Source organism: Pantoea sp. ACRSB, from assembly GCF_022346905.1.
Lineage (GTDB): Bacteria > Pseudomonadota > Gammaproteobacteria > Enterobacterales > Enterobacteriaceae > Pantoea > Pantoea piersonii.
The window spans coordinates 43,884-62,538 of record NZ_JAKRNL010000011.1 but is presented as its reverse complement, the minus strand read 5'-3'; the positions used below and the strand labels follow the sequence as shown (position 1 = coordinate 62,538).

The 18,655-nt window shown below is 56.9% G+C and carries 18 protein-coding genes and 1 pseudogene; 12 read left to right on the top strand and 7 right to left on the bottom strand.

What is annotated here, in order from left to right; all coding sequences use genetic code 11:
- A partial coding sequence (locus tag MHZ89_RS22720; RefSeq protein WP_409373371.1) for an IS1 family transposase occupies positions 1-64 on the bottom strand: 64 nt, incomplete at its 3' end.
- Positions 65-183: 119 nt separating this feature from the next.
- Here MHZ89_RS22720 and MHZ89_RS21180 point away from each other — a divergent pair.
- The 11 genes from MHZ89_RS21180 (at position 184) to MHZ89_RS21130 (ending at position 12,528) form a co-directional block, all read left to right on the top strand.
- Positions 184-1,683, top strand: a complete 1,500-nt coding sequence (locus MHZ89_RS21180; protein WP_033755594.1) for a PTS transporter subunit EIIC — start codon at positions 184-186, stop codon at positions 1,681-1,683.
- A 74-nt stretch (positions 1,684-1,757) separates the two neighbouring features.
- Positions 1,758-2,774, top strand: a complete 1,017-nt coding sequence (locus MHZ89_RS21175; RefSeq protein ID WP_033755596.1) for a substrate-binding domain-containing protein — start codon at positions 1,758-1,760, stop codon at positions 2,772-2,774.
- Positions 2,775-2,912: 138 nt separating this feature from the next.
- Positions 2,913-3,971 (top strand): catalase family peroxidase, encoded by a 1,059-nt coding sequence (locus tag MHZ89_RS21170; RefSeq protein ID WP_311784537.1) that lies wholly within the window; start codon positions 2,913-2,915, stop codon positions 3,969-3,971.
- The gene (locus tag MHZ89_RS21165; protein ID WP_033755600.1) at positions 3,968-4,507 is read left to right on the top strand and encodes a cytochrome b; all 540 of its coding nucleotides are present in this window, start codon (positions 3,968-3,970) and stop codon (positions 4,505-4,507) included. Before MHZ89_RS21170 ends, MHZ89_RS21165 begins: the two co-directional genes overlap by 4 nt.
- Before the next feature lie 9 nt (positions 4,508-4,516).
- Positions 4,517-5,026 (top strand): RNA polymerase sigma factor, encoded by a 510-nt coding sequence (locus tag MHZ89_RS21160; RefSeq protein WP_227741457.1) that lies wholly within the window; start codon positions 4,517-4,519, stop codon positions 5,024-5,026.
- A complete protein-coding gene (locus MHZ89_RS21155; protein ID WP_033755601.1) occupies positions 5,023-5,760 on the top strand; it encodes an anti-sigma factor in 738 nt (245 codons plus the stop codon). The genes MHZ89_RS21160 and MHZ89_RS21155 overlap by 4 nt, the downstream gene beginning before the upstream one ends.
- Before the next feature lie 270 nt (positions 5,761-6,030).
- Entirely contained in the window at positions 6,031-6,957 is a 927-nt protein-coding gene (locus MHZ89_RS21150) for an aminoimidazole riboside kinase (protein WP_033755602.1), read from the top strand.
- 158 nt (positions 6,958-7,115) lie between these two features.
- On the top strand, positions 7,116-8,642 hold the full coding sequence (locus MHZ89_RS21145; RefSeq protein WP_033755604.1) for a carbohydrate porin: 1,527 nt from the start codon (positions 7,116-7,118) through the stop codon (positions 8,640-8,642).
- Between the two features lie 66 nt (positions 8,643-8,708).
- The gene (locus MHZ89_RS21140) at positions 8,709-10,079 is read left to right on the top strand and encodes a sucrose-specific PTS transporter subunit IIBC (protein ID WP_033755606.1); all 1,371 of its coding nucleotides are present in this window, start codon (positions 8,709-8,711) and stop codon (positions 10,077-10,079) included.
- Positions 10,079-11,488 (top strand): sucrose-6-phosphate hydrolase, encoded by a 1,410-nt coding sequence (locus tag MHZ89_RS21135; RefSeq protein WP_033755608.1) that lies wholly within the window; start codon positions 10,079-10,081, stop codon positions 11,486-11,488. The genes MHZ89_RS21140 and MHZ89_RS21135 overlap by 1 nt, the downstream gene beginning before the upstream one ends.
- A gap of 29 nt (positions 11,489-11,517) precedes the next feature.
- On the top strand, positions 11,518-12,528 hold the full coding sequence (locus MHZ89_RS21130; protein ID WP_311784536.1) for a substrate-binding domain-containing protein: 1,011 nt from the start codon (positions 11,518-11,520) through the stop codon (positions 12,526-12,528).
- A gap of 232 nt (positions 12,529-12,760) precedes the next feature.
- Here MHZ89_RS21130 and MHZ89_RS21125 read toward each other — a convergent pair whose 3' ends face one another.
- The 3 genes from MHZ89_RS21125 to MHZ89_RS21115 form a co-directional block, all read right to left on the bottom strand.
- Entirely contained in the window at positions 12,761-12,985 is a 225-nt protein-coding gene (locus tag MHZ89_RS21125) for a hypothetical protein (RefSeq protein ID WP_033755612.1), read from the bottom strand.
- Between the two features lie 162 nt (positions 12,986-13,147).
- Positions 13,148-13,318, bottom strand: a complete 171-nt coding sequence (locus MHZ89_RS21120) for a DUF2256 domain-containing protein (protein WP_071997469.1) — start codon at positions 13,316-13,318, stop codon at positions 13,148-13,150.
- Positions 13,318-14,538 carry an MFS transporter gene (locus MHZ89_RS21115; RefSeq protein WP_311784535.1) on the bottom strand — a complete coding sequence of 407 codons (1,221 nt, stop codon included), beginning with the start codon at positions 14,536-14,538 and terminating at the stop codon, positions 13,318-13,320. The genes MHZ89_RS21120 and MHZ89_RS21115 overlap by 1 nt, the downstream gene beginning before the upstream one ends.
- Before the next feature lie 443 nt (positions 14,539-14,981).
- Between MHZ89_RS21115 and MHZ89_RS21110 the strand changes: the two genes are divergently transcribed.
- A complete protein-coding gene (locus MHZ89_RS21110) occupies positions 14,982-16,133 on the top strand; it encodes a glycosyltransferase (protein ID WP_033755616.1) in 1,152 nt (383 codons plus the stop codon).
- Positions 16,134-16,156: 23 nt separating this feature from the next.
- On the opposite strand, the gene MHZ89_RS21105 is transcribed toward MHZ89_RS21110, so the two are convergent.
- The 3 genes and pseudogenes from MHZ89_RS21105 to MHZ89_RS21095 form a co-directional block, all read right to left on the bottom strand.
- Positions 16,157-16,810 carry a DUF1109 domain-containing protein gene (locus MHZ89_RS21105; protein WP_033755617.1) on the bottom strand — a complete coding sequence of 218 codons (654 nt, stop codon included), beginning with the start codon at positions 16,808-16,810 and terminating at the stop codon, positions 16,157-16,159.
- On the bottom strand, positions 16,797-17,351 hold the full coding sequence (locus MHZ89_RS21100; RefSeq protein WP_033755618.1) for a sigma-70 family RNA polymerase sigma factor: 555 nt from the start codon (positions 17,349-17,351) through the stop codon (positions 16,797-16,799). Before MHZ89_RS21100 ends, MHZ89_RS21105 begins: the two co-directional genes overlap by 14 nt.
- A 60-nt stretch (positions 17,352-17,411) precedes the next feature.
- Positions 17,412-18,651: pseudogene (locus MHZ89_RS21095) on the bottom strand (protein-disulfide reductase DsbD family protein).
- Positions 18,652-18,655: the final 4 nt, after the last annotated feature.

Below are 18,655 nucleotides of genomic sequence, written 5' to 3'. Positions count from 1 at the left end.
TGCCGTTACGCACCGCCCCGTCAGTAGCTGAACAGGAGGGACAGGTGATAGAAACAGAAGCCACTGGAGCACCTCAAAAACACCATCATACACTAAATCAGTAAGTTGGCAGCATCACCCGTTCTACCACTTATAACAGCACTTAAAAAGTGTCATCCAGGGTCTTAAATCGGGGAAAGCAGCATGAGTCTGTTCTCAGGATTGATAAAGTCGTTATCCAAACTATCGATGATCGGCCGCGCGCTTATGCTGCCTATCTCGCTGTTGCCAGCCGCTGGTCTGCTGCTGGCATTCGGTGACAAATTCCATCTGCCGCTGATGATGAACGCCGGCGGCGTCATCTTCGACAACCTGCCGATGCTGTTCGCCATCGGCTCCGCCGTCGGGCTGGCGTCTGAGTCGGGCATTGCGGCGCTCTCCGCCGCCGTCTCGGTTTTTATTACCAATATCACTATCGGCACGGTAATGGGCATTACCCCGGAGATGGCGTCGCAAGGAGGAAAATATGCGATGGTGGTCGGCATACCCACGCTGCAAATGGGGGTGTTTGGCGGTCTGCTCTGCGGCATCCTGGCCGCCTGGTGCTATAACCGCTTTCACACGCTGCAGCTGCCTGAGTTCCTCGGCTTCTTTTCGGGCAAGCGCTTCGTCGCCATCGCTACGGCCTGCTTATCCTTTCTGATGGGGCTGCTGCTGCCCTATATCTGGCAGCATATCCAGTCAGGCATCGATGCGCTTTCTGTGGTGGTGAACGGCGATAATCAGGCGGCCTCCACCTTTATTTTCGGGTTAGTGGAGCGCGCGTTGATTCCGCTCGGGCTCCATCATATCTGGTATCCCTCTTTCTGGTATTCGTTCGGCGACTACACCACGCACGCCGGCCAGGTGATCCACGGCGACCAGACGATCTGGTTTAAGATGCTGGAAGAGGGCGTTAAATCCTTCAGCAGCGACTCCTATCAGAACGCCGGCAAGTTCATGCAGGGCGAGTTCCCGCTGATGCTCTTTGCTTTGCCTGCCGCCTGCCTGGCGATGTATCACGAAGCGCAAACGGCCAATAAAAAAATCGCCGCCGGGATCCTCTTCTCCGCCGCGCTCACCTGCTTCCTGACGGGGATAACCGAACCGGTTGAGTTCACCTTTATCTTTGTCGCGCCGATCCTCTACGTGTTTAACGCCATCATGGCGGGGCTGGCCTACATGATGATGTATCTGATGCATGCGCATATCGCTAAATCATTTTCCGCCGGATTTATCGACTACCTCTCATTCGGCATTCTGCCCTCGTTCAACGGTTATCAGACCCACTTCCTCAACGCCGTGATCATCGGCGTGCCGATGGGACTGATTTACTACTTTACGTTCCGCTATGTTATCCGCCGCTTTGATATCAAAACGCCAGGCCGCACCCTTGTGACGGCCAATATGAACGATAAATCGGATAACGAGATTGCGACCGAAATTATCGGCTTGCTTGGCGGGGCGCAAAATATCAATACTGTCGGATCCTGCATCACCCGTTTGCGGCTTGAGGTAGTGAAAAGCGAACTGGTCGATAAGGATGGCCTTAACGGCGTCGGCGCGCGCGGAGTGGTCTTTGTCGGTGATACGGGCATTCAGGTTATTTTCGGCGCCCGTGCGCAGTTTATCGCGCAGACGATGTCGACCATGATGGCCAAATAGCAGGCAGCGGCGCTCTCCGGCTTCGGCGGGAGCGCGCGCTGGAATAATGGATCGGATTGTTATCAGGAGCAGGTTTGAAAAAAGTCAGCATCATCGATGTGGCTAAAGAGGCTAGCGTATCGGTCTCTACCGTTTCGCTGGTTTTACGGCAGAAAGGCAAGATTTCCGATGCGACTATCGAGAAGGTTCAGGCCGCTATCCAGCGGCTGGGGTACGTGCATAACGTCGCCGCCGCCAACCTGCGCGCCAGCACCTCTAATCTGATAGGGCTTATCCTCTGCGACTTCAGCGACAGCTATACCGTTAAGGTGATGGCGAGCGTGGTTAAAGAGCTCGAGAAAAAGGGATTTATGCTGTTTCTCGGTCAGCCGCACGATGACGAGGCGAGCCTGGAACGCTGCCTGCTCTCGTTTAAACAGCAGGGCGTCGCAGGCATTATCTACCTGACGTCCGACACCGTTAATCCCACCGTGCCGGAGCGGCTGCGACACTGCCCCTTACCGTTCGTGGTGGTCTCGCAGACGCTAATCAGCGAAACGTGCAATCTGGTAATGCGCGACAATCGACAGGCTGCGGCGCTGGCGACGCGCTATCTGCTGGATCGCGGCCATCGTAATATCGGCTATATCGGCGGCGAAGCGGATTCGCTGCTGCGCACGCAGCGTCTGCAGGGGCTGCGGGCCAGCCTGCTGCAAAACGGTATTGCGCACAAGGACGAGCTCGCGCCTGCCTGCAGCGACGATACCTTTGCGGCGAGTCTGGCGACGCGCCACCTGCTGGAAAAAAACAACACCCTTACCGCACTGCTCTGTCATTCGTCGACGGCGCTGATTGGCTGTCTTAACGGCATTCAGCAGGTCGGGCGCACTTTAGGCAAGGATCTCTTCCTGACGCAGCAGGTCGCACTGGTCGGCTTTGAGGATATGCTGCAGGTCAATCTTACGTCTCCCTCCTTGACCTACGTCTCATCCGCGAGCGAGGAAACCGGACGGCAGGCGGTAGAGCTGATTGTCAGCAACATCCGGGATCCTGGTTTGCCCAGGCAGCGCATCTTGCTGAGCGGCGAACTTGTCGTGCGCGAGTCTGCATGACGCCGCTCCGCTTGTTTTCCACGTCGTCACCGACAGCCTGAGCGGTTTCCCCGCAGCCGAAAAAAAATCTTATGCCTCGGGAATAAAGCTGTCGCTGGTTCGTCTTATGCGCTCTTTGCAAACAGGCGATCCTATCCTATGACGAACTCTTCACTTTCCACCGGCCAGAAAGTCGCGCGCCTCGCGCTGGTCGGCATGGTTCCGCTGGCGCTGATCATCGTCTTTTTATGGGCCGGCGGCTGGCTGGCGCCGCAGCGTCTCTCCGCCGATAAGCTGGTTACGGCATTGCAGCAGTCCGGCGGCGAACATCCTGGGTATCGGCGCAATCACGCCAAAGGGGTCTGCATCATCGGCGAGTTTAGGGCAACCGGCAACGCCAGCGTCTTCTCGCGCGCGCCGCTGTTCGCGCAGGGCGCGACGACGCCGGTAACGGGGCGCTTTGCCATCGCCGGCGGCAACCCCGGGGCGCCCGATTATGCCGTTCCGGTGCGCAGTATGGCGCTGCTGTTTCAACAGGCGGACGGACAGCAGTGGCGTACCGGCATGAATGCGATCCCGTTCTTTCCGGTTGCCACCGTGCAGGGGTTCTACGATCAGCAGGTCGCTTCGCGACCCGATCCGGCTACCGGCAAACCCGATCCGGCCAGAATGAAAGCCTTTGTGCTTCAGCATCCGGAAATCAAACCTTTCCTCGCCTGGATAAAAGGGTACGTGCCCTCGTCCAGCTGGAGCAGCGACAGCTTCAACAGCCTGAATGCCTTCCGTTTTATCGACAAATCCAGCGCTGCGCATCTGGTGCGCTGGAGTATGGTGGCGCAAACGCCCCGTCAGCCAGAGACCGCGGAAGAGAAAACCGACAAAGATTTCCTGCAAAAGGATCTTGCGCAGCGTCTGGCGAACGGGCCGCTGAAATGGGATCTGATGGTAACCCTGGCTGGCGCGGGCGATGCGGGTAACGACGCATCGAAAGTCTGGCCTGCCGATCGCCAGACCATTAATGCCGGGACGCTGGTGGTGACCCGTTCGCTGCCTCAGCAGCAGGGCCCGTGCAACGATATCAATTACGATCCGCTGATTCTGCCCGATGGCATCGCCGCCTCCGACGATCCCTTACTGAATGCGCGCTCCGCGGCCTATGCCAAATCCTATAACCAGCGCACCCGCGAACAGTCTGAACAGGCAGGTCATCCATTATGAAACAGGTAACCTATTTTCATCCCGCGCTGCGTCTGGTGCACTGGCTAATGGCGCTGGCGATAATGACTATGTTATTTATCGGTGTGGCGATGGTGTCGACCGTCTCCTCGCTGCACGGCCTGCTGGTGGCGATTCACAAGCCGCTGGGCCTGATGATATTCGTGCTGGTGGTGGTTCGGCTGTGGCTGCGCTTTTATACCGCCATTCCGCCGCTGCCCGGCTCGATTCCCGCCTGGCAGCGCGCCCTGGCGCACCTGTCGCACTGGGCGCTGTATGCAATGATGCTGGCTCAGCCGCTGATTGGCTGGGCGATGCTTTCGGCGGCGGGCTATCCGGTGACCCTCGGCGGCGGATTCGTATTGCCGGCCATCGTGCCGGTGAATAACGACTGGTACGCGCTGTTGCGTCCGCTGCATTCCATCGTCGCGCTGTTGCTCTTCCTGACCATCATGGCGCATCTGGCGGCGGCGTTACTGCATGCGCTGGTACTGCGCGACGGTGTGTTTAACAGTATGGCGGGAACCCGCAAACGCTGAGGAAAGCCTGTGTCGCAGCTGACTGACGAAGAGATCCGGGACGTGATGCCGCATCTGCAACGCTTCGCGCTGTGGCTGACCCGCAGCCCGCACAGCGCTGATGATTTAGTGCAAAGCTGTTTAATCAAGGCATTGACGCGAACGCCGCAGAGCCGGGATGAGCAGAGCCTGCGCGCCTGGCTGTTTGCCATTCTTTATCGGCAGTTTATCGACGGCGAACGGCGGCGGAAGCGCTATCGAACGCTTCTCGCCTTTTTTACCGGCGAGGAGGCGTTGAGTAGCTCTACGGAGTCGATGGCGATTGCAGACGATACGCTGGCGTTGTTCGCGACGTTGCCGACCGATTATCGCGCCATACTGCTGCTGGTGAGCGTGGAGGGGCTGAGCTATAAAGAGGCGGCCGAGACGCTGGATATCCCGCTGGGAACGGTGATGTCGCGTCTCTCCCGGGCGCGAAAACTGCTGCATGAGAAATTAGAAGGCAAGGTCAAGCCGTTACCCCTAAGGAGACTGAAATGAAACCCGACGAAGAGGATCTGCACGCCTGGATAGATGGCGAAGCGGATGACGCTACCGCACGACGCGTCGAGCGGTATCTGGCGGAGGATCCTCAGGCTGCCGGACGCGTGGCGGAGATGCGTTATGAGATGCAGCTTTTGCGGCAGGCGATGCACCAGCAAAAGCAGACGCTGGAAACGCCCGAGCCGCACGCTTTTCGCCGCCGTGCGCGGCAGCAGCGGCAGCGAAAGCTGGCGCTTGCCTGCGTATTGGTTCTATCCCTTAGCGTCGGCGGCTTTACCGGCTGGCAGCTGAAAGATTCGCAAATGGCCGGTCATTTGCCGATGGAAGATGCGGTGCAGGCCTATAAGCTGTTCGGCAATGCGACGCTGACGCCGATGGACGTGGTCGCCAGCCAGCAAAACGAGCTGGCGAGCTGGGTCGGGCGCTATTTTATCAACGGCAATTTGCCGCCTAATCTGGAGCAGTATGGCTTTAAACCGCTCGGCGCGCGCCTGATAGCAACGGCGCAGGGCCCGGCGGCGCTGGTGATGTATCAGGATGCGCACGGCACCCGCCTCGCCTGGTATATCCGGCCGCTCAGTCCGGTTAAGCTGCCGCACGGCGAGCGCAAAGCCGAGAATGTGATGGCGCAGTACTGGAGTGATGAGCATTACAATTATGCCCTGGTCACGCCGCTTGATGCGGCGGCGACCGGCGACGTGCGTAAAGCGCTCTCAGAAGTAACGGGGTGATATCAGGAAGCCCATCGACAATAACGTCAGCTAAATCATAACCGCTACGCCAACATGCCCGGCTCTCTCTTTATCCCGGTTGTTTGAGCCGGAGGAGGGGCTGGGGACACTATCATGGAACCGGGCATCCTTTGTAAGAGCGCCATCCAAATCTGTTATCTGCCTTTACCTGCTGCCTGGCATTATTAACAGCCGTGACAATGTCCAAATCCTTAATGCATACTATCGCCACATAGCTAAATCGGTTTAGCTTTTTACTGGAGTTTACTGATGAATCGAATCTGGTGTTTAGGTGATGCGGTGGTTGATTTGCTTCCTGAAGAGGACGGGCGTCTCCTGCAATGTCCTGGAGGCGCGCCGGCTAACGTGGCGGTGGGAATCGCCCGGCTTGGAGGAAACAGTCGATTTATTGGCCGTGTGGGAGACGATCCTTTCGGACGCTTTTTGCGACAAGTGCTTGAGAGGGAAAATGTGGATGTCTCCTGCATGTTGATGGATAAGACGCACCGCACTTCAACCGTGGTAGTAGCACTGGACGCCGAGGGTGAACGTACCTTCACATTTATGGTTCGCCCAGGCGCGGACTTATTTCTGGAACGCCATGATCTTCCTCAGTTTATCCCTCACGACTGGTTACACTGTTGCTCAATTGCACTGCTTCAGGAACCCTCTAGAAGCACCACCTTACAGGCAATGAAATCAGTGCGTGACGCAGGCGGCTATGTCAGTTTTGACCCCAATATTCGACTCGATCTTTGGCAGGATAAAGCTGAACTCCATCGCTGTATCAGGCAGGCACTTCAACTGGCAGATGTTGTGAAGCTTTCCGAGGAAGAGCTGATATGGATAGCGGATTGCGCCGACGTTGAAGCCGCTATCGAGGAGCTGGCGAAGCATTTTGCGATCAGATTACTGTTGGTCACTCAGGGTAGCGCAGGCGTATGGGCCTGGTATAACGACGGGCTTGTTCACTATCCGGCGAAGCCCGTACTCAGCATCGATACAACCGGTGCTGGCGATGCCTTTGTCGCAGGGCTGTTATGGGGACTTGCGCAGAACGGGCTTCCTGCTGATGCTGCGCAACTGGCGGCACGTCTGCAGTGCGCACAGGCATGCGGCGCGCTTGCGACAACAGCCAAAGGGGCAATGACAGCTTTGCCTGATTACCCGCAACTGCAGGATCACCTCAGTCAGTAATCGCTTTTACTCCCTGTTTTGAGACATGCCTCACATCAACTAAACCGGTTTAGCAAATTCCGTTGCGCTTTCAAAATCAGCACAACTATGATGCTGACCTAAATCGGTTTAGCAATAACGTTTTATTGATGATGGCCTTACCTCAGGGATGCAAACCAGTGAAAAAACGTCTTTTAGCGCTTAGCCTCGGCACATTATTGAGTTCTGGCCCCGCCTGGGCGGCTAACTCCATGGAAAGTATTGAAGCGCGTCTCGCGGCAATGGAAAAACGCCTGGCTGCAGCTGAACAGCGGGCCAGTGCTGCGGAATACCGCGCGCTGGCTGCTGAGAATCAGGCACAGAAGCTGACTGCCGCGCAACAGCAGCAACAGCAGCCCCAGATCGTGAACGAACAGAGAGAACCGCGCGCCGAGAAACCAGAACAGAGTAGCAGGAATAATACAGATGGATTTGAATTCCATGGCTACGCGCGTTCAGGGCTGCTGATGAATAGCTCCGCAGCAAAAACGCAGGGCGGCCCGACCGTCACGCCGGCAGGAGAAACCGGCGGTCACGTTGGCCGACTCGGCAACGAACCCGATACCTACGTTGAGCTTAATCTCGAACATAAGCAAATCCTCGCTAACGGCGCGACGACCAGGTTCAAGGCGATGCTGGCCGACGGTCAGCGAACCTACAATGACTGGAGTGCCGCCAGCAGCGATCTCAACCTGCGTCAGGCTTTCGTGGAACTTGGACAGTTGCCCACGTTCACTGGTGCGTTCAAAGACAGTACCGTCTGGGCTGGTAAGCGCTTTGATCGCGATAACTTCGATATTCACTGGATTGATTCTGACGTGGTGTTTCTTGCTGGCACCGGCGCAGGCATCTATGACGTCAAGTGGAGCGACGAAGCGCGCAGCAACCTGGCGATTTACGGTCGTACCTTCGGTGATATCGAGAATAATGACAACACCGCACAGAATTACATTCTGTCTCTGAATAATTTTGTAGGGCCGCTGCAGCTGATGGTGAGCGGCATGCGCGCTAAAGATAATAATGAGCGCACCGATATTGACGGCAATCGCGTTAAAAACGATGCAGCGAACAACGGTGTGCATGCGCTAATCGGACTACACAGCGATAGCTTCTATGGCCTGCGTGAAGGGTCATCGAAAACCGCTCTGCTCTATGGTCACGGCTTAGGCGCTGAGGTGAAAACCATCGGTGCCGATGGCGCATTGCTGCCGGAAGCTGATACCTGGCGTCTGGCCAGTTATGGCATGACGCCGCTCGGCGAGGGCTGGCATGTCGCACCGGCGCTACTGGCGCAAAGCAGTAAAGACCGTTACGTCAAAAGCGACAGCTATAAATGGGTTACCGCTAACCTGCGTCTGATTCAGGAAATTACCCAGAATTTCGAGATGCAGTATGAAGGCTCCTGGCAGTATATGGATCTGCGTCCTGCAGGCTACAACAACCGCAACGCCGTTAGCGGCAACTTCTACAAATTAACCATGGCGCCGACGCTGAAGGCGAGCGACGTCGGGGAATTTCTAAAACGTCCTGAAATCCGCCTGTTCGCCAGCTGGATGGACTGGGATCACCGCCTGGATAACTACGCCACAGATGATGCCTTTGGCAGCAGCGGCTTTAAGGCCGGTGGTGAGTGGAATGTCGGCGTACAGATGGAAACCTGGTTCTGATATTGCGGCCCCCCACGGGGGCCCTGTTCCCTTTTGTTGGCATTAAAATGAAAAACTGAGGTCATTATGGATTTTGTGAACATCTCGCGCGCGCTGCTGCCGTTGCTAGGAGGCCGAGAAAATATTGCCAGCGCGGCGCACTGTGCAACGCGCTTGCGCCTGGTGCTGGTGGATGATGCCAAAGCGGATACCGCCGCAATTGGAAAAATTGAGGGCGTTAAAGGATGTTTTCGCAATGCGGGACAATTGCAGGTGATCTTTGGCACCGGCGTGGTTAATAAAGTCTACGCTGCCTTTATTCGCGAAGCCGGCATTAGTGAAGCCAGTAAGTCAGAAGCGGCTGATATCGCCGCGCGCAAGCTCCACCCCTTCCAGCGCATCGCGCGTCTGCTGTCGAATATATTTGTCCCAATCATTCCGGCCATCGTTGCATCCGGCCTGCTGATGGGACTGCTGGGAATGGTAAAAACTTACGGCTGGGTAAACCCTGACAATGCGCTCTATATCATGCTGGATATGTGCAGCTCGGCGGCATTCATCATTCTGCCAGTCCTGATTGGCTTCACCGCTGCGCGAGAATTTGGCGGTAACCCGTTCCTCGGCGCCACGCTGGGCGGCATTCTGACACACCCTGCGCTGACAAATGCCTGGGGCGTAGCGGCCGGATACCACACAATGAACTTCTTCGGCATAGAAGTGGCGATGATCGGCTATCAGGGCACCGTATTCCCGGTACTGCTGGCGGTGTGGTTTATGAGTATTCTGGAGAAACAGCTGCGCCGGGTGATTCCGGATGCACTTGATCTGATCCTCACGCCGTTCCTGACGGTAATCATTTCCGGCTTCATTGCGCTACTTATTATCGGTCCGGCAGGCCGTATGCTCGGTGACGGCATTTCATTTGTGCTCAGCACACTCATTGCTCATGCGGGCTGGCTGGCTGGATTACTCTTCGGCGGCCTGTACTCGGTGATTGTTATTACCGGCGTGCATCACAGCTTCCATGCCATAGAGGCAGGGCTGCTTGGCAATCCGTCGATTGGCGTTAATTTCCTGCTGCCGATCTGGGCAATGGCGAATGTGGCGCAGGGCGGCGCCTGTCTGGCGGTCTGGTTCAAAACCAAAAATGTCAAAATCAAGGCGATTTCGCTGCCATCCGGCTTCTCCGCACTGCTCGGCATTACGGAAGCGGCTATTTTTGGTATTAATCTGCGCTTTATGAAGCCGTTCATTGCCGGAATGGTCGGCGGCGCGTTAGGCGGGGCCTGGGTGGTATCAATGCATGTTTCAATGACCGCAGTAGGCCTGACCGGTATTCCCGGCATGGCGATCGTGCAGGCAAGCTCACTGCTCAATTATGCGACTGGCATGGTGATCGCATTTAGCGCTGCGTTTATTCTCTCTTATTTGCTCAAATACCAAACGGATGCAGACTAATGGGCTCGACCACACTGTTACCCCAAATTCTTAACGCAGTGATGCGTGGTCAGCCGAAGGCACTCAGCGATCCCCACTATCCTGGCTGGCACCTTGCGCCGGTAACGGGGCTGCTTAACGATCCCAATGGCTTTATCAATTTCGCTGGTCGCTATCATCTCTTCTATCAGTGGAATGCGTTGGGCTGTGAACACAAATTTAAATGCTGGGGACACTGGAGTTCCACCGATCTGCTCCACTGGCAGCATGAGCCGATTGCGCTGATGCCTGATGAAGCCTTTGACCGCAGCGGCTGCTACTCTGGCAGCGCCGTGGATGATAACGGCGTGTTGACGCTGATCTACACCGGCAACGTGAAATTTGACGACGGATCGCGCACCGCCTGGCAATGTCTGGCCGTCCAAAATGAGGCGGGCTGTTTCGATAAGCTGGGGCCGGTTATCGCGCTGCCGGAGGGATATACCGGACATGTTCGCGACCCAAAAGTATGGCGGCATGGCGATCAGTGGTACATGGTGCTCGGGGCACAAGACAGCCATAAGCAGGGCAAGGTGCTGCTGCTGCGCTCTGCAGATTTGCATCACTGGCACCCTTTAGGCGAGATTGCCGGCAGCGGTCTGAACGGGCTGGGCGACGCTGGCTATATGTGGGAATGCCCAGATTTGTTTACTCTTGGGGAGACGACTTTCCTGATTTGCTGCCCGCAGGGCATTGCACATGAAGAGCAGCGCTTTCTCAACGCACATGCCAGTGCCTGGCTCGCTGGCAATTTTAATTACGACACCGCCGACTTCGCTCATGGACCCTTTCACGAGCTTGATGCTGGCTTTGAGTTCTACGCCCCGCAAACCACGCTTACCGCCGACGGACGGCGGCTGTTGATTGGCTGGATGGGCGTGCCGGACGGCGAAGAGATGTACCAGCCAACAATTGCGCAATCCTGGCTCCACCAGATGACTTGCGTGCGCGAACTTGACGCGCGTGATGGCCGTCTTCTGCAGCGACCGGTCGCTGAATTGCAGGCATTGCGCGGCGACGAACACCGTTATTACGGTCGGGCAAGCGGCGCCCCGGTGTTAGCAGCGCAGCGGCTGGAACTGGTGCTTACGGGGTCGGGCGGTATTACGCTGAATTTTGCTGAAACTTTGTATCTGGACTGGCATGGAGAAGGATTGCGTCTCGCCCGGCGCAGTTTGGTGAGCGGCGAATGGCACTATCGCTACTGGCGTGGAGCGGTTACTGAGCTGCATATATTATGCGATCACTCCAGCGTTGAAATTTTTATCAATGAGGGTGAAGGCGTGATGAGCAGCCGCTATTTTCCGGCGCATCACGCGCAACTCACGCTGATCGGCGACGAAGAAGTGAATGCCCGCTACTGGCCGTTGCGTCACCTCATGGTAGAATAAGTCATTGTTTCATTAAATGTCGCATTGATGTGAAAAAAACCAGACGCGTTACCATTGCCGATATCGCCGCGTTGGCAGGCGTATCTAAAGCAACCGCCAGCCTGGTACTGAATGGCCGGGGCAAAGAGTTGCGCGTAGCGAAAGAGACGCGCGAAAGAGTACTAACGCTGGCGCGTGAACATCACTACCAGGCGAGTATCCATGCGCGCCTGTTACGTGAGAATCGCAGCCATACGCTGGGTCTGGTGGTGCCTGAGATCACTAATTATGGTTTCGCAGTTTTCTCTCATGCCCTGGAAAATCTCTGCCGCGAGGCGGGTTTACAGTTGCTCATCTCCTGTACGGATGAAAATGCCGGGCAGGAGCGGGTGGTCGTGGATAACCTTGTGGCGCGTCAGGTAGATGGATTAATTGTGGCATCAAGCATGCTCAGCGACAGCGACTATGTGAAGCTGAGCGAACAACTGCCGGTGGTGCTGTTTGACCGCTACATGAGCGATACCAGGCTGCCGCTGGTGATCACCGACTCTGTGACGCCTACCTCTGACCTGGTTGAAAGGATGGCGCGCGCTAATCCCGACGAGATTTATTTTTTGGGTGGGCAGTCGCGCCTTTCTCCTACCAGAGACCGTCTTGCGGGCTTTATGGCGGGACTGGAACGTGCAGGCGTCACGCCTCGTCCGGAGTGGATCATTCATGGTACTTATCACCCCAGCAGCGGTTACGAAATGTTTGCAGCGCTTTGTGCCAGACTGGGCCGTCCTCCTAAAGCGATATTCACTGCCGCCTGCGGGCTGATGGAAGGCGTTTTGCGCTATATGAGCCAGCACCATTTGCTCAGTAGCGATATGCGCATGGCCAGCTTCGACGATCACTATCTCTATGACTCGCTCTCTGTCGCGATTGATACTATTGAGCAAGATGTTCCCAGACTGGCCCAAGAATGTTTCACTCTGTTGACTGCGATGATTGGCGGCGGAGAACCTACCAACCAGCAAACGGTATTACCGGCAACCGTTAAATTACGTGGTAAACATTAATCTGAGGCTTGCCGTTTGTGTGTACACTGGATCATGATTCGTATAATCATAATTATGTTAAATGTGATCGCGATATTCATACCGCCTCGATGTTCTGTCCGCTACCCTACTTTATGCAAAACCCGTGCTACCCGCTATTTTACTGCGCCTGATAGCTCACAGCGCCGTTCAGATCTTACAGCCTCACCTGCACGGCGAACTCAGGGCCGCCCGGGCAGCCCTGAAACCCAGCTTACTGCGCCTGCTGTTGATTCTTTTCCGCGTCCTTTTTCTCTTTTTTATGGGCCATATGATGGCCTACGGCGCAGCCCGCCGCCGCGCCGGCGACGGCATGATCTTTGATATGCCCGGCCGCGCCGCCGACCGCTGCGCCTTTGAGGCAGCCCTTCGCCTCAGCCTGGGAGGCGACCGACATCAGCAGGCCCAGGGTAATCACTAAACACGACAGTTTACGCATTTGAACGCTATCCTCATAAGAATTAACAGCACATTGCCGATAAGCAGCCCGATGAGCATAGTCGCAATGTTAGGCCCGTAGAGGGTAATACGACTACCGTTGTCATTCTGTTGAGGAATCGTTGCATGTTTATGTGAAGAGCACCCATTGCGCTTCTCGGCATCACGCCTGGTTAGCGTCGGCGCCGCGCTTTGCTTCCCGGCGACAGCGTTCGGAGCAGTACTGCACCTGATCCCAGCACTTTTCCCATTTTTTACGCCAGGTCATCGGCTTCTTGCAGTTTTTACAATAGCGTACCGGCAGCGATTGTTTGTTTCCCTTAAAAACGCGCATTATTTGCCTCTCTCAAATTCAGCATTATCGCTTCTTCGCTCGAACCGACCGCCCACCCACCAGAGCGCGAGCGCCGTCAGAGCGATAACGCCCAGCGCCGCGAATGCCGTGCTGTAGGAGTAACGCGCGGCAATGGTGCCCGCCAGCGCCGGACTCATCGCGGCGCCCGCCCCTTGCATCAGCATAATCGCGCCCTGCCCTGCATTGGTATGTCCGCTTCCCGCCAGCACGTTAACAATATAGCCCGGCACCGCCACGCCCAGCAGTCCGGCCGCCAGGCCATCCAGTATCTGAACCGGGATCATCCCCAGGGCGCCAGGCCAGGCAGAGGCGATAGCAGCGCGCAGCGGCAATACCAGCAGCGCCGCCGTAATCAGTAGTGAATAGCCCGACTTTTGCGCGCGGCTGGCGGCAAACAGGGCTACCGGGATCATCACGCACTGCGAAATCACCACGGTGGCGGCTGCATAAACGCCGGCAGGCATCGTCCCGTCATGGGCGGCGGCGGCACGCATGCTCAGCATGGGCAGCAGCGCGGCATTGCTGAGATGGAACAGCAGCAGCGTCAATCCGGTGATGATAATGGCGGGGTTGCGCAGAATTACCGAAAGCCTGGGCACCGCAAGCCGGTGGTCATCGCCGCTTAATCCGCGCGCAAGGCGATGATCGATATCTTCATGCCGGATAGCTAAAACGGAAAGCGCCGCGCAGAGCGCCATGGCGGTCATCAAAACGAAGACGGCGCCTGTTCCCCACCAGGCGACGGAAATCCCGGCGATAATGGCCGCGGTCATATTGCCGCCGTGGTTAAAGGCTTCGTTATGGCCCATCTGGCGGCTGAATCCCTCTGGCCCGGTCAGGCCAAGTGTGATGCCGGTCAGCACGGGCGCGATAAACGCTGCTGCAAGGCCGGTGAGGATCTGCGAAAAAAGCGTTACCCATGAATCGGGAAAATACCAGAGCAGCAGCGTCGACACGGTAATGACCAGCGAGCCGACAATCAGCAGCAGGCGCTTATGGCGTGTCGCATCCGTTATCAGTCCGGCGGGAAGCGTGGCGAACAGGCCCGCCAGACCGCCGGCAGACATCACCCAGCCGATATCATCCGCTCGCCAGTGATGTTCGGTGAGGAAGATGCCCAAAAACGGGCCCAGTCCGTCCCGCACGTCCGCCATAAAAAAATTTACCAGACAGAGCGCCTGAAGCGATCGCAGCGTCATACACATCCTCGTTAATAAGTTTACGATTATCGGGGATAAACCCCGCTTCGTTTAAGCCTGGCACGGAAAGCGAGGTTGCGTAAAAAACAGGGGTGACTGGCCAGCTAAACGCCCTGCTACCCTGTCACCCGCGTCTATAACGCATAAAAAAAATTAACTGATAAATAAATCAGTTTGCATTAAGTAAAGAAGTAATAAATAGCGTCCCGGTGTAACCAAAAAAGACAAATGCTCAAACCGGATTAGCTGATAATAAATAGAGATAAGGCGAGAGCGAAGGAATAAATATTAAATAAATTAAATGAAAAAGGGAATGTTCCTATAATTATGCTTTGCTTTACTCGGTGGCGGAATTAAAAAGATGTTGATTATATAATCACTTCACCTGAGCGTGCTTTTTCAGCGTGTCACCTGTTGCTTCCGGAATTTTATCAGGGGCTTATATGAAAATAATAGTGAGCGGGCGCGGCTACCCGGAAAAAAGAAACATTATCGTTAACGAGCAGTACACCTACCTTGATTTTCGTTATAAAAATATATGGCTTTACATCAATAAAATAAGACAGAAGCTGGCGCGTGCTAATAAGGTCTTTATCTTCTGGCCTTTCCGTTTCCTTATGCCGGCGGACACCCAGGTCATCCATCTGTTTAACGAGGTGGCTCAGACCCGGCAGCGCTGGATCGCCACCTTTGAAACCGAGCTGCCACGCGTTCTGCCGGTGCCGGGCGTGCCCAAACTCGCCAATCCCGCGCTAAAGAAAGCGCTCAGGCTGGTCGCCGCGCCGCAGTGTGTGGCGATCGTGGCGATGTCTGAAGCCGCAAGGCAGATTCAGCTAAAACTGCTGGAAGCCTTTCCTGACGAGGCGGCAGCCATCATCCCTAAAATGCATAAGCTGCATCCCCCGCAGCCGGTGCTTTATGACGGGCCGCGCGATACGCCTGACAAAAAGCTAATTTTTACCTTTGTTGGTAATGAATTTTATCGCAAAGGCGGCGCCGAGGTGGTGCTCGCTTTTAGCGAGCTGGCCGAAGAAGGGGTAATTAATGCCGATACCGTCGAGGTGAATATAACAGGCGATCTTAACAATAGGTATAACATCGCTCATGGCAAATATCAGGATGAAGCCGCTTTTTACAGTAAAATTGAACAATCGCTAACGCGATATAATATTTTTACTCATGCTACGTCCAGACCCAACAGCGAGCTCATCGCGTTATTTAAGCGCGCCCATGTCGGGCTGCTGCCTAGCTGGCAAGATACCTATGGCTTTTCCGTTCTGGAAATGCAGGCGTGCGGCTGTCCCGTTATCACCACCAACGTGCGCGCGCTGCCTGAAATAAATCCAGACGCCGCGGGCTGGACCCTCGCCTGTCCTCTGAACGCGATGTTTGAACTCACCGTGGCGTCCGTTGGGGATAAAATAGCGCTGAGGCGTCTGATGGTGGCCCAGCTGAAAGCGCAAGTGCTGGCGATCCTGGCGGACCGCGCGTCTGTTCTCTCCCGTTCTCAAAACGCCCTGCGGCGAATAGAGACGCACCATAATCCGGCGCGTTTTAAAGAGAGCCTCGACGCAATTTATGCGCTGGCGCGGTGATGCAAGCAGCAGGGCCGCGAGAGTCAGATTCGCGCGTCGCCTTCCAGACGGACCCAGCGACGTCCGGTCGCCACCGTGAGCGCAACCAGCGTCAGGCCCGCTGCTAGATGCATTAAAAAATCGATCATATGCAGCTGCGTGTCGTGGCAGAGCGACAGCAGCATCGACGACATAAAAGCGATGCCGCATCCCGCCAGCGCCAGACTTTTTGCCGGAAAGAGCGAGCGGGTACGATAGAGGCTGAACACCGAGATCGCCATCATCGGCAGGCCCGCGCACAGCATAAAGAGATAGCAGTGAATGCCCTCGCCAAAGCGTCCTGCGCCAGCGGGCACCTGCGCGGCGGTCATGTTGCCGAGATTGAGCGCCAGCCACGCCAGCGCCGGCAAAAGAAGGTAACGCAGCGCGGGCGGCTTCCGTCCCGCCAGGCTAAGGGTAAAGGCTCCGGCGATAGCGCCGACGCCCAGCATAAAAGACAACAGCAAGGCCGCTATCGCCAGCGGCGCGCCAGGCTGCGACCAGTCGGTGTAGCGGCTGTGCAGCGCCCAGCTGCCGAGCGCGCCGCAGGGCAGCGCCGCCGCGATCCAGCCAGTTACGCGCCATGCCGTTGGCCAGATGCGTCTGACCGGCTGCGCTGACGCGCTGAGCTGTTCGATAAGTTGGTCATGATTTCTCATGCTTGCCACTTCCAGATTTACGCAGGTTGAGCATTGCGCGGTGCAAAAGCGATTTGACCGCAGAAAGCGAAAGATTGGCCTCAGCCGCCGCCTGGGCCAGGCTCTGTTCGCGCAGGTGAACGGACTCGACGATCTGTCGCTGACGTGCCGGCAGCGCGCCTAAACAGTCGTTTAGCGCGTCCTCGCCTGCATCGGCCTCGTTCGTTTCCGTCGTCAGGCGGTGAAGGACGTCCTCGTCCTGCACTTCATGCTGGCGGCCACGCTGACGCAGGGCGTCGATCGCCCTTGCCGAAGCGATAGCCGCCACCCAGGGCAGCAGGGGACGGCGCGGATCGTAAGTGTGGCGCACCCGATGTATCGCCAGCAGCGTCTCCTGAATCACATCTTCAACCAGCGCGTCGTCGGCGATTTTTTTGCGCACCAGGGCACGGATGGCGGGCACCATCGCTTTCAGAAGCTGGTTATAGGCGGCTTTATCGCCAGCCTGCGCGCGGGCCATTAAGAGAGGCCAGTGCTGAGCGCGCGCGTCAGTGGCGGGCATCGCCCGCGCTTAAAGGCTGAACCATCCGCCCGGCTAAGAGGTTAATCAATATTCACCCGTTCACGTTTTCTTTCCGCTTTCAGCGGCCTGCTCAAGCGCCGAAATAACGATGCCCGGCGTCAGGACCTGCGGCAGCACCAGCGGTTTTCCGCCGTTTGCCGGATAAACCACATAGAGCGGCAGCCCGCCTCGCCCGAAATCGCTGAGCGCCTGCTCGACGTCCGGATTATATTTCGTGGAGTCCGCGACCATATAGATGGTGTCGGTGCGCGCCATCGCCGCTTTCACCGCCTGAGTCGACAAAGAGGTGCGGTCGTTAACCTGGCAGGTGATGCACCAGGAGGCGGTAAAGTTCACCAGTACCGGCTTGCCCTGGCCTTTAATCGCATCCACGTTCTGCGGCGACCAGGCGACGGCCGCCGCCGCCACGGCGCTCCCGACGTTCTCTTCAGGCGCGGCAACGCTTTTCAGATTGATCAGCGGCGGCACCAGCAACAGCAGGAAAACCGCCGTCGTCAGATGCAGCGCCCAGTGGCGACGTCCCATCATACGGCGTTTCTGCGCCATGCCATATAGCCAGGCGGCAAAACTGAGCAGCAGGCAGCAGCCGAGGATCGCCGCCAGCGCCGCCGAACCCGCCTGGCGTTCCAGCACCCAAATCAGCCAGCCAACGGCGCCCAGCATCGGGAAAGCCAGCCCGTGTTTCAGCGTCATCATCCAGGCGCCGGGTGCCGGCAGCACGCGCGCCAGTACCGGGAAGAAGGCGATCAGGGTAAAGGGCGCGGCGAATCCGAGCGCCAGCGCGATAAGAAATCACCAGGCTGACGGCGGGCGGCTGCGTCAGCGCATAGCCGACGGCGCTGGCCATAAAGGGCGCGCTGCACGGGGTCGCCACGACGATAGCGAGCGCGCCGGTGAACGCCGACCCCACTAAGCCGCCACGATTGCCGCCCACCTCGCCTGCCCGCTGCAGGGAAAGCCCAATTTCAAACACGCCGAAGAGATTAAGCGCCGAGGCCAGCATCACCAGAATCAGCAGCGCGATGACCATCGGCGACTGTAGCTGAAAGCCCCAGCCGACCGAGGCGCCGCCCGCTCGCGCCAGCAGCAGTACCCCCACCAGCGCCAGCATCGTCACGACCACGCCCAGTAAAAACGCCAGCCCCTCGGCGCGGGCGTGCGCCGGTTTGTCGTGATGGCGGATCAAACTCAGCGCCTTCAGCGAAATCACCGGGAATACGCACGGCATAAGATTGAGTATCAGGCCGTCGAGAAACGCGGCGGCGATAGCTGTCAGCATGATA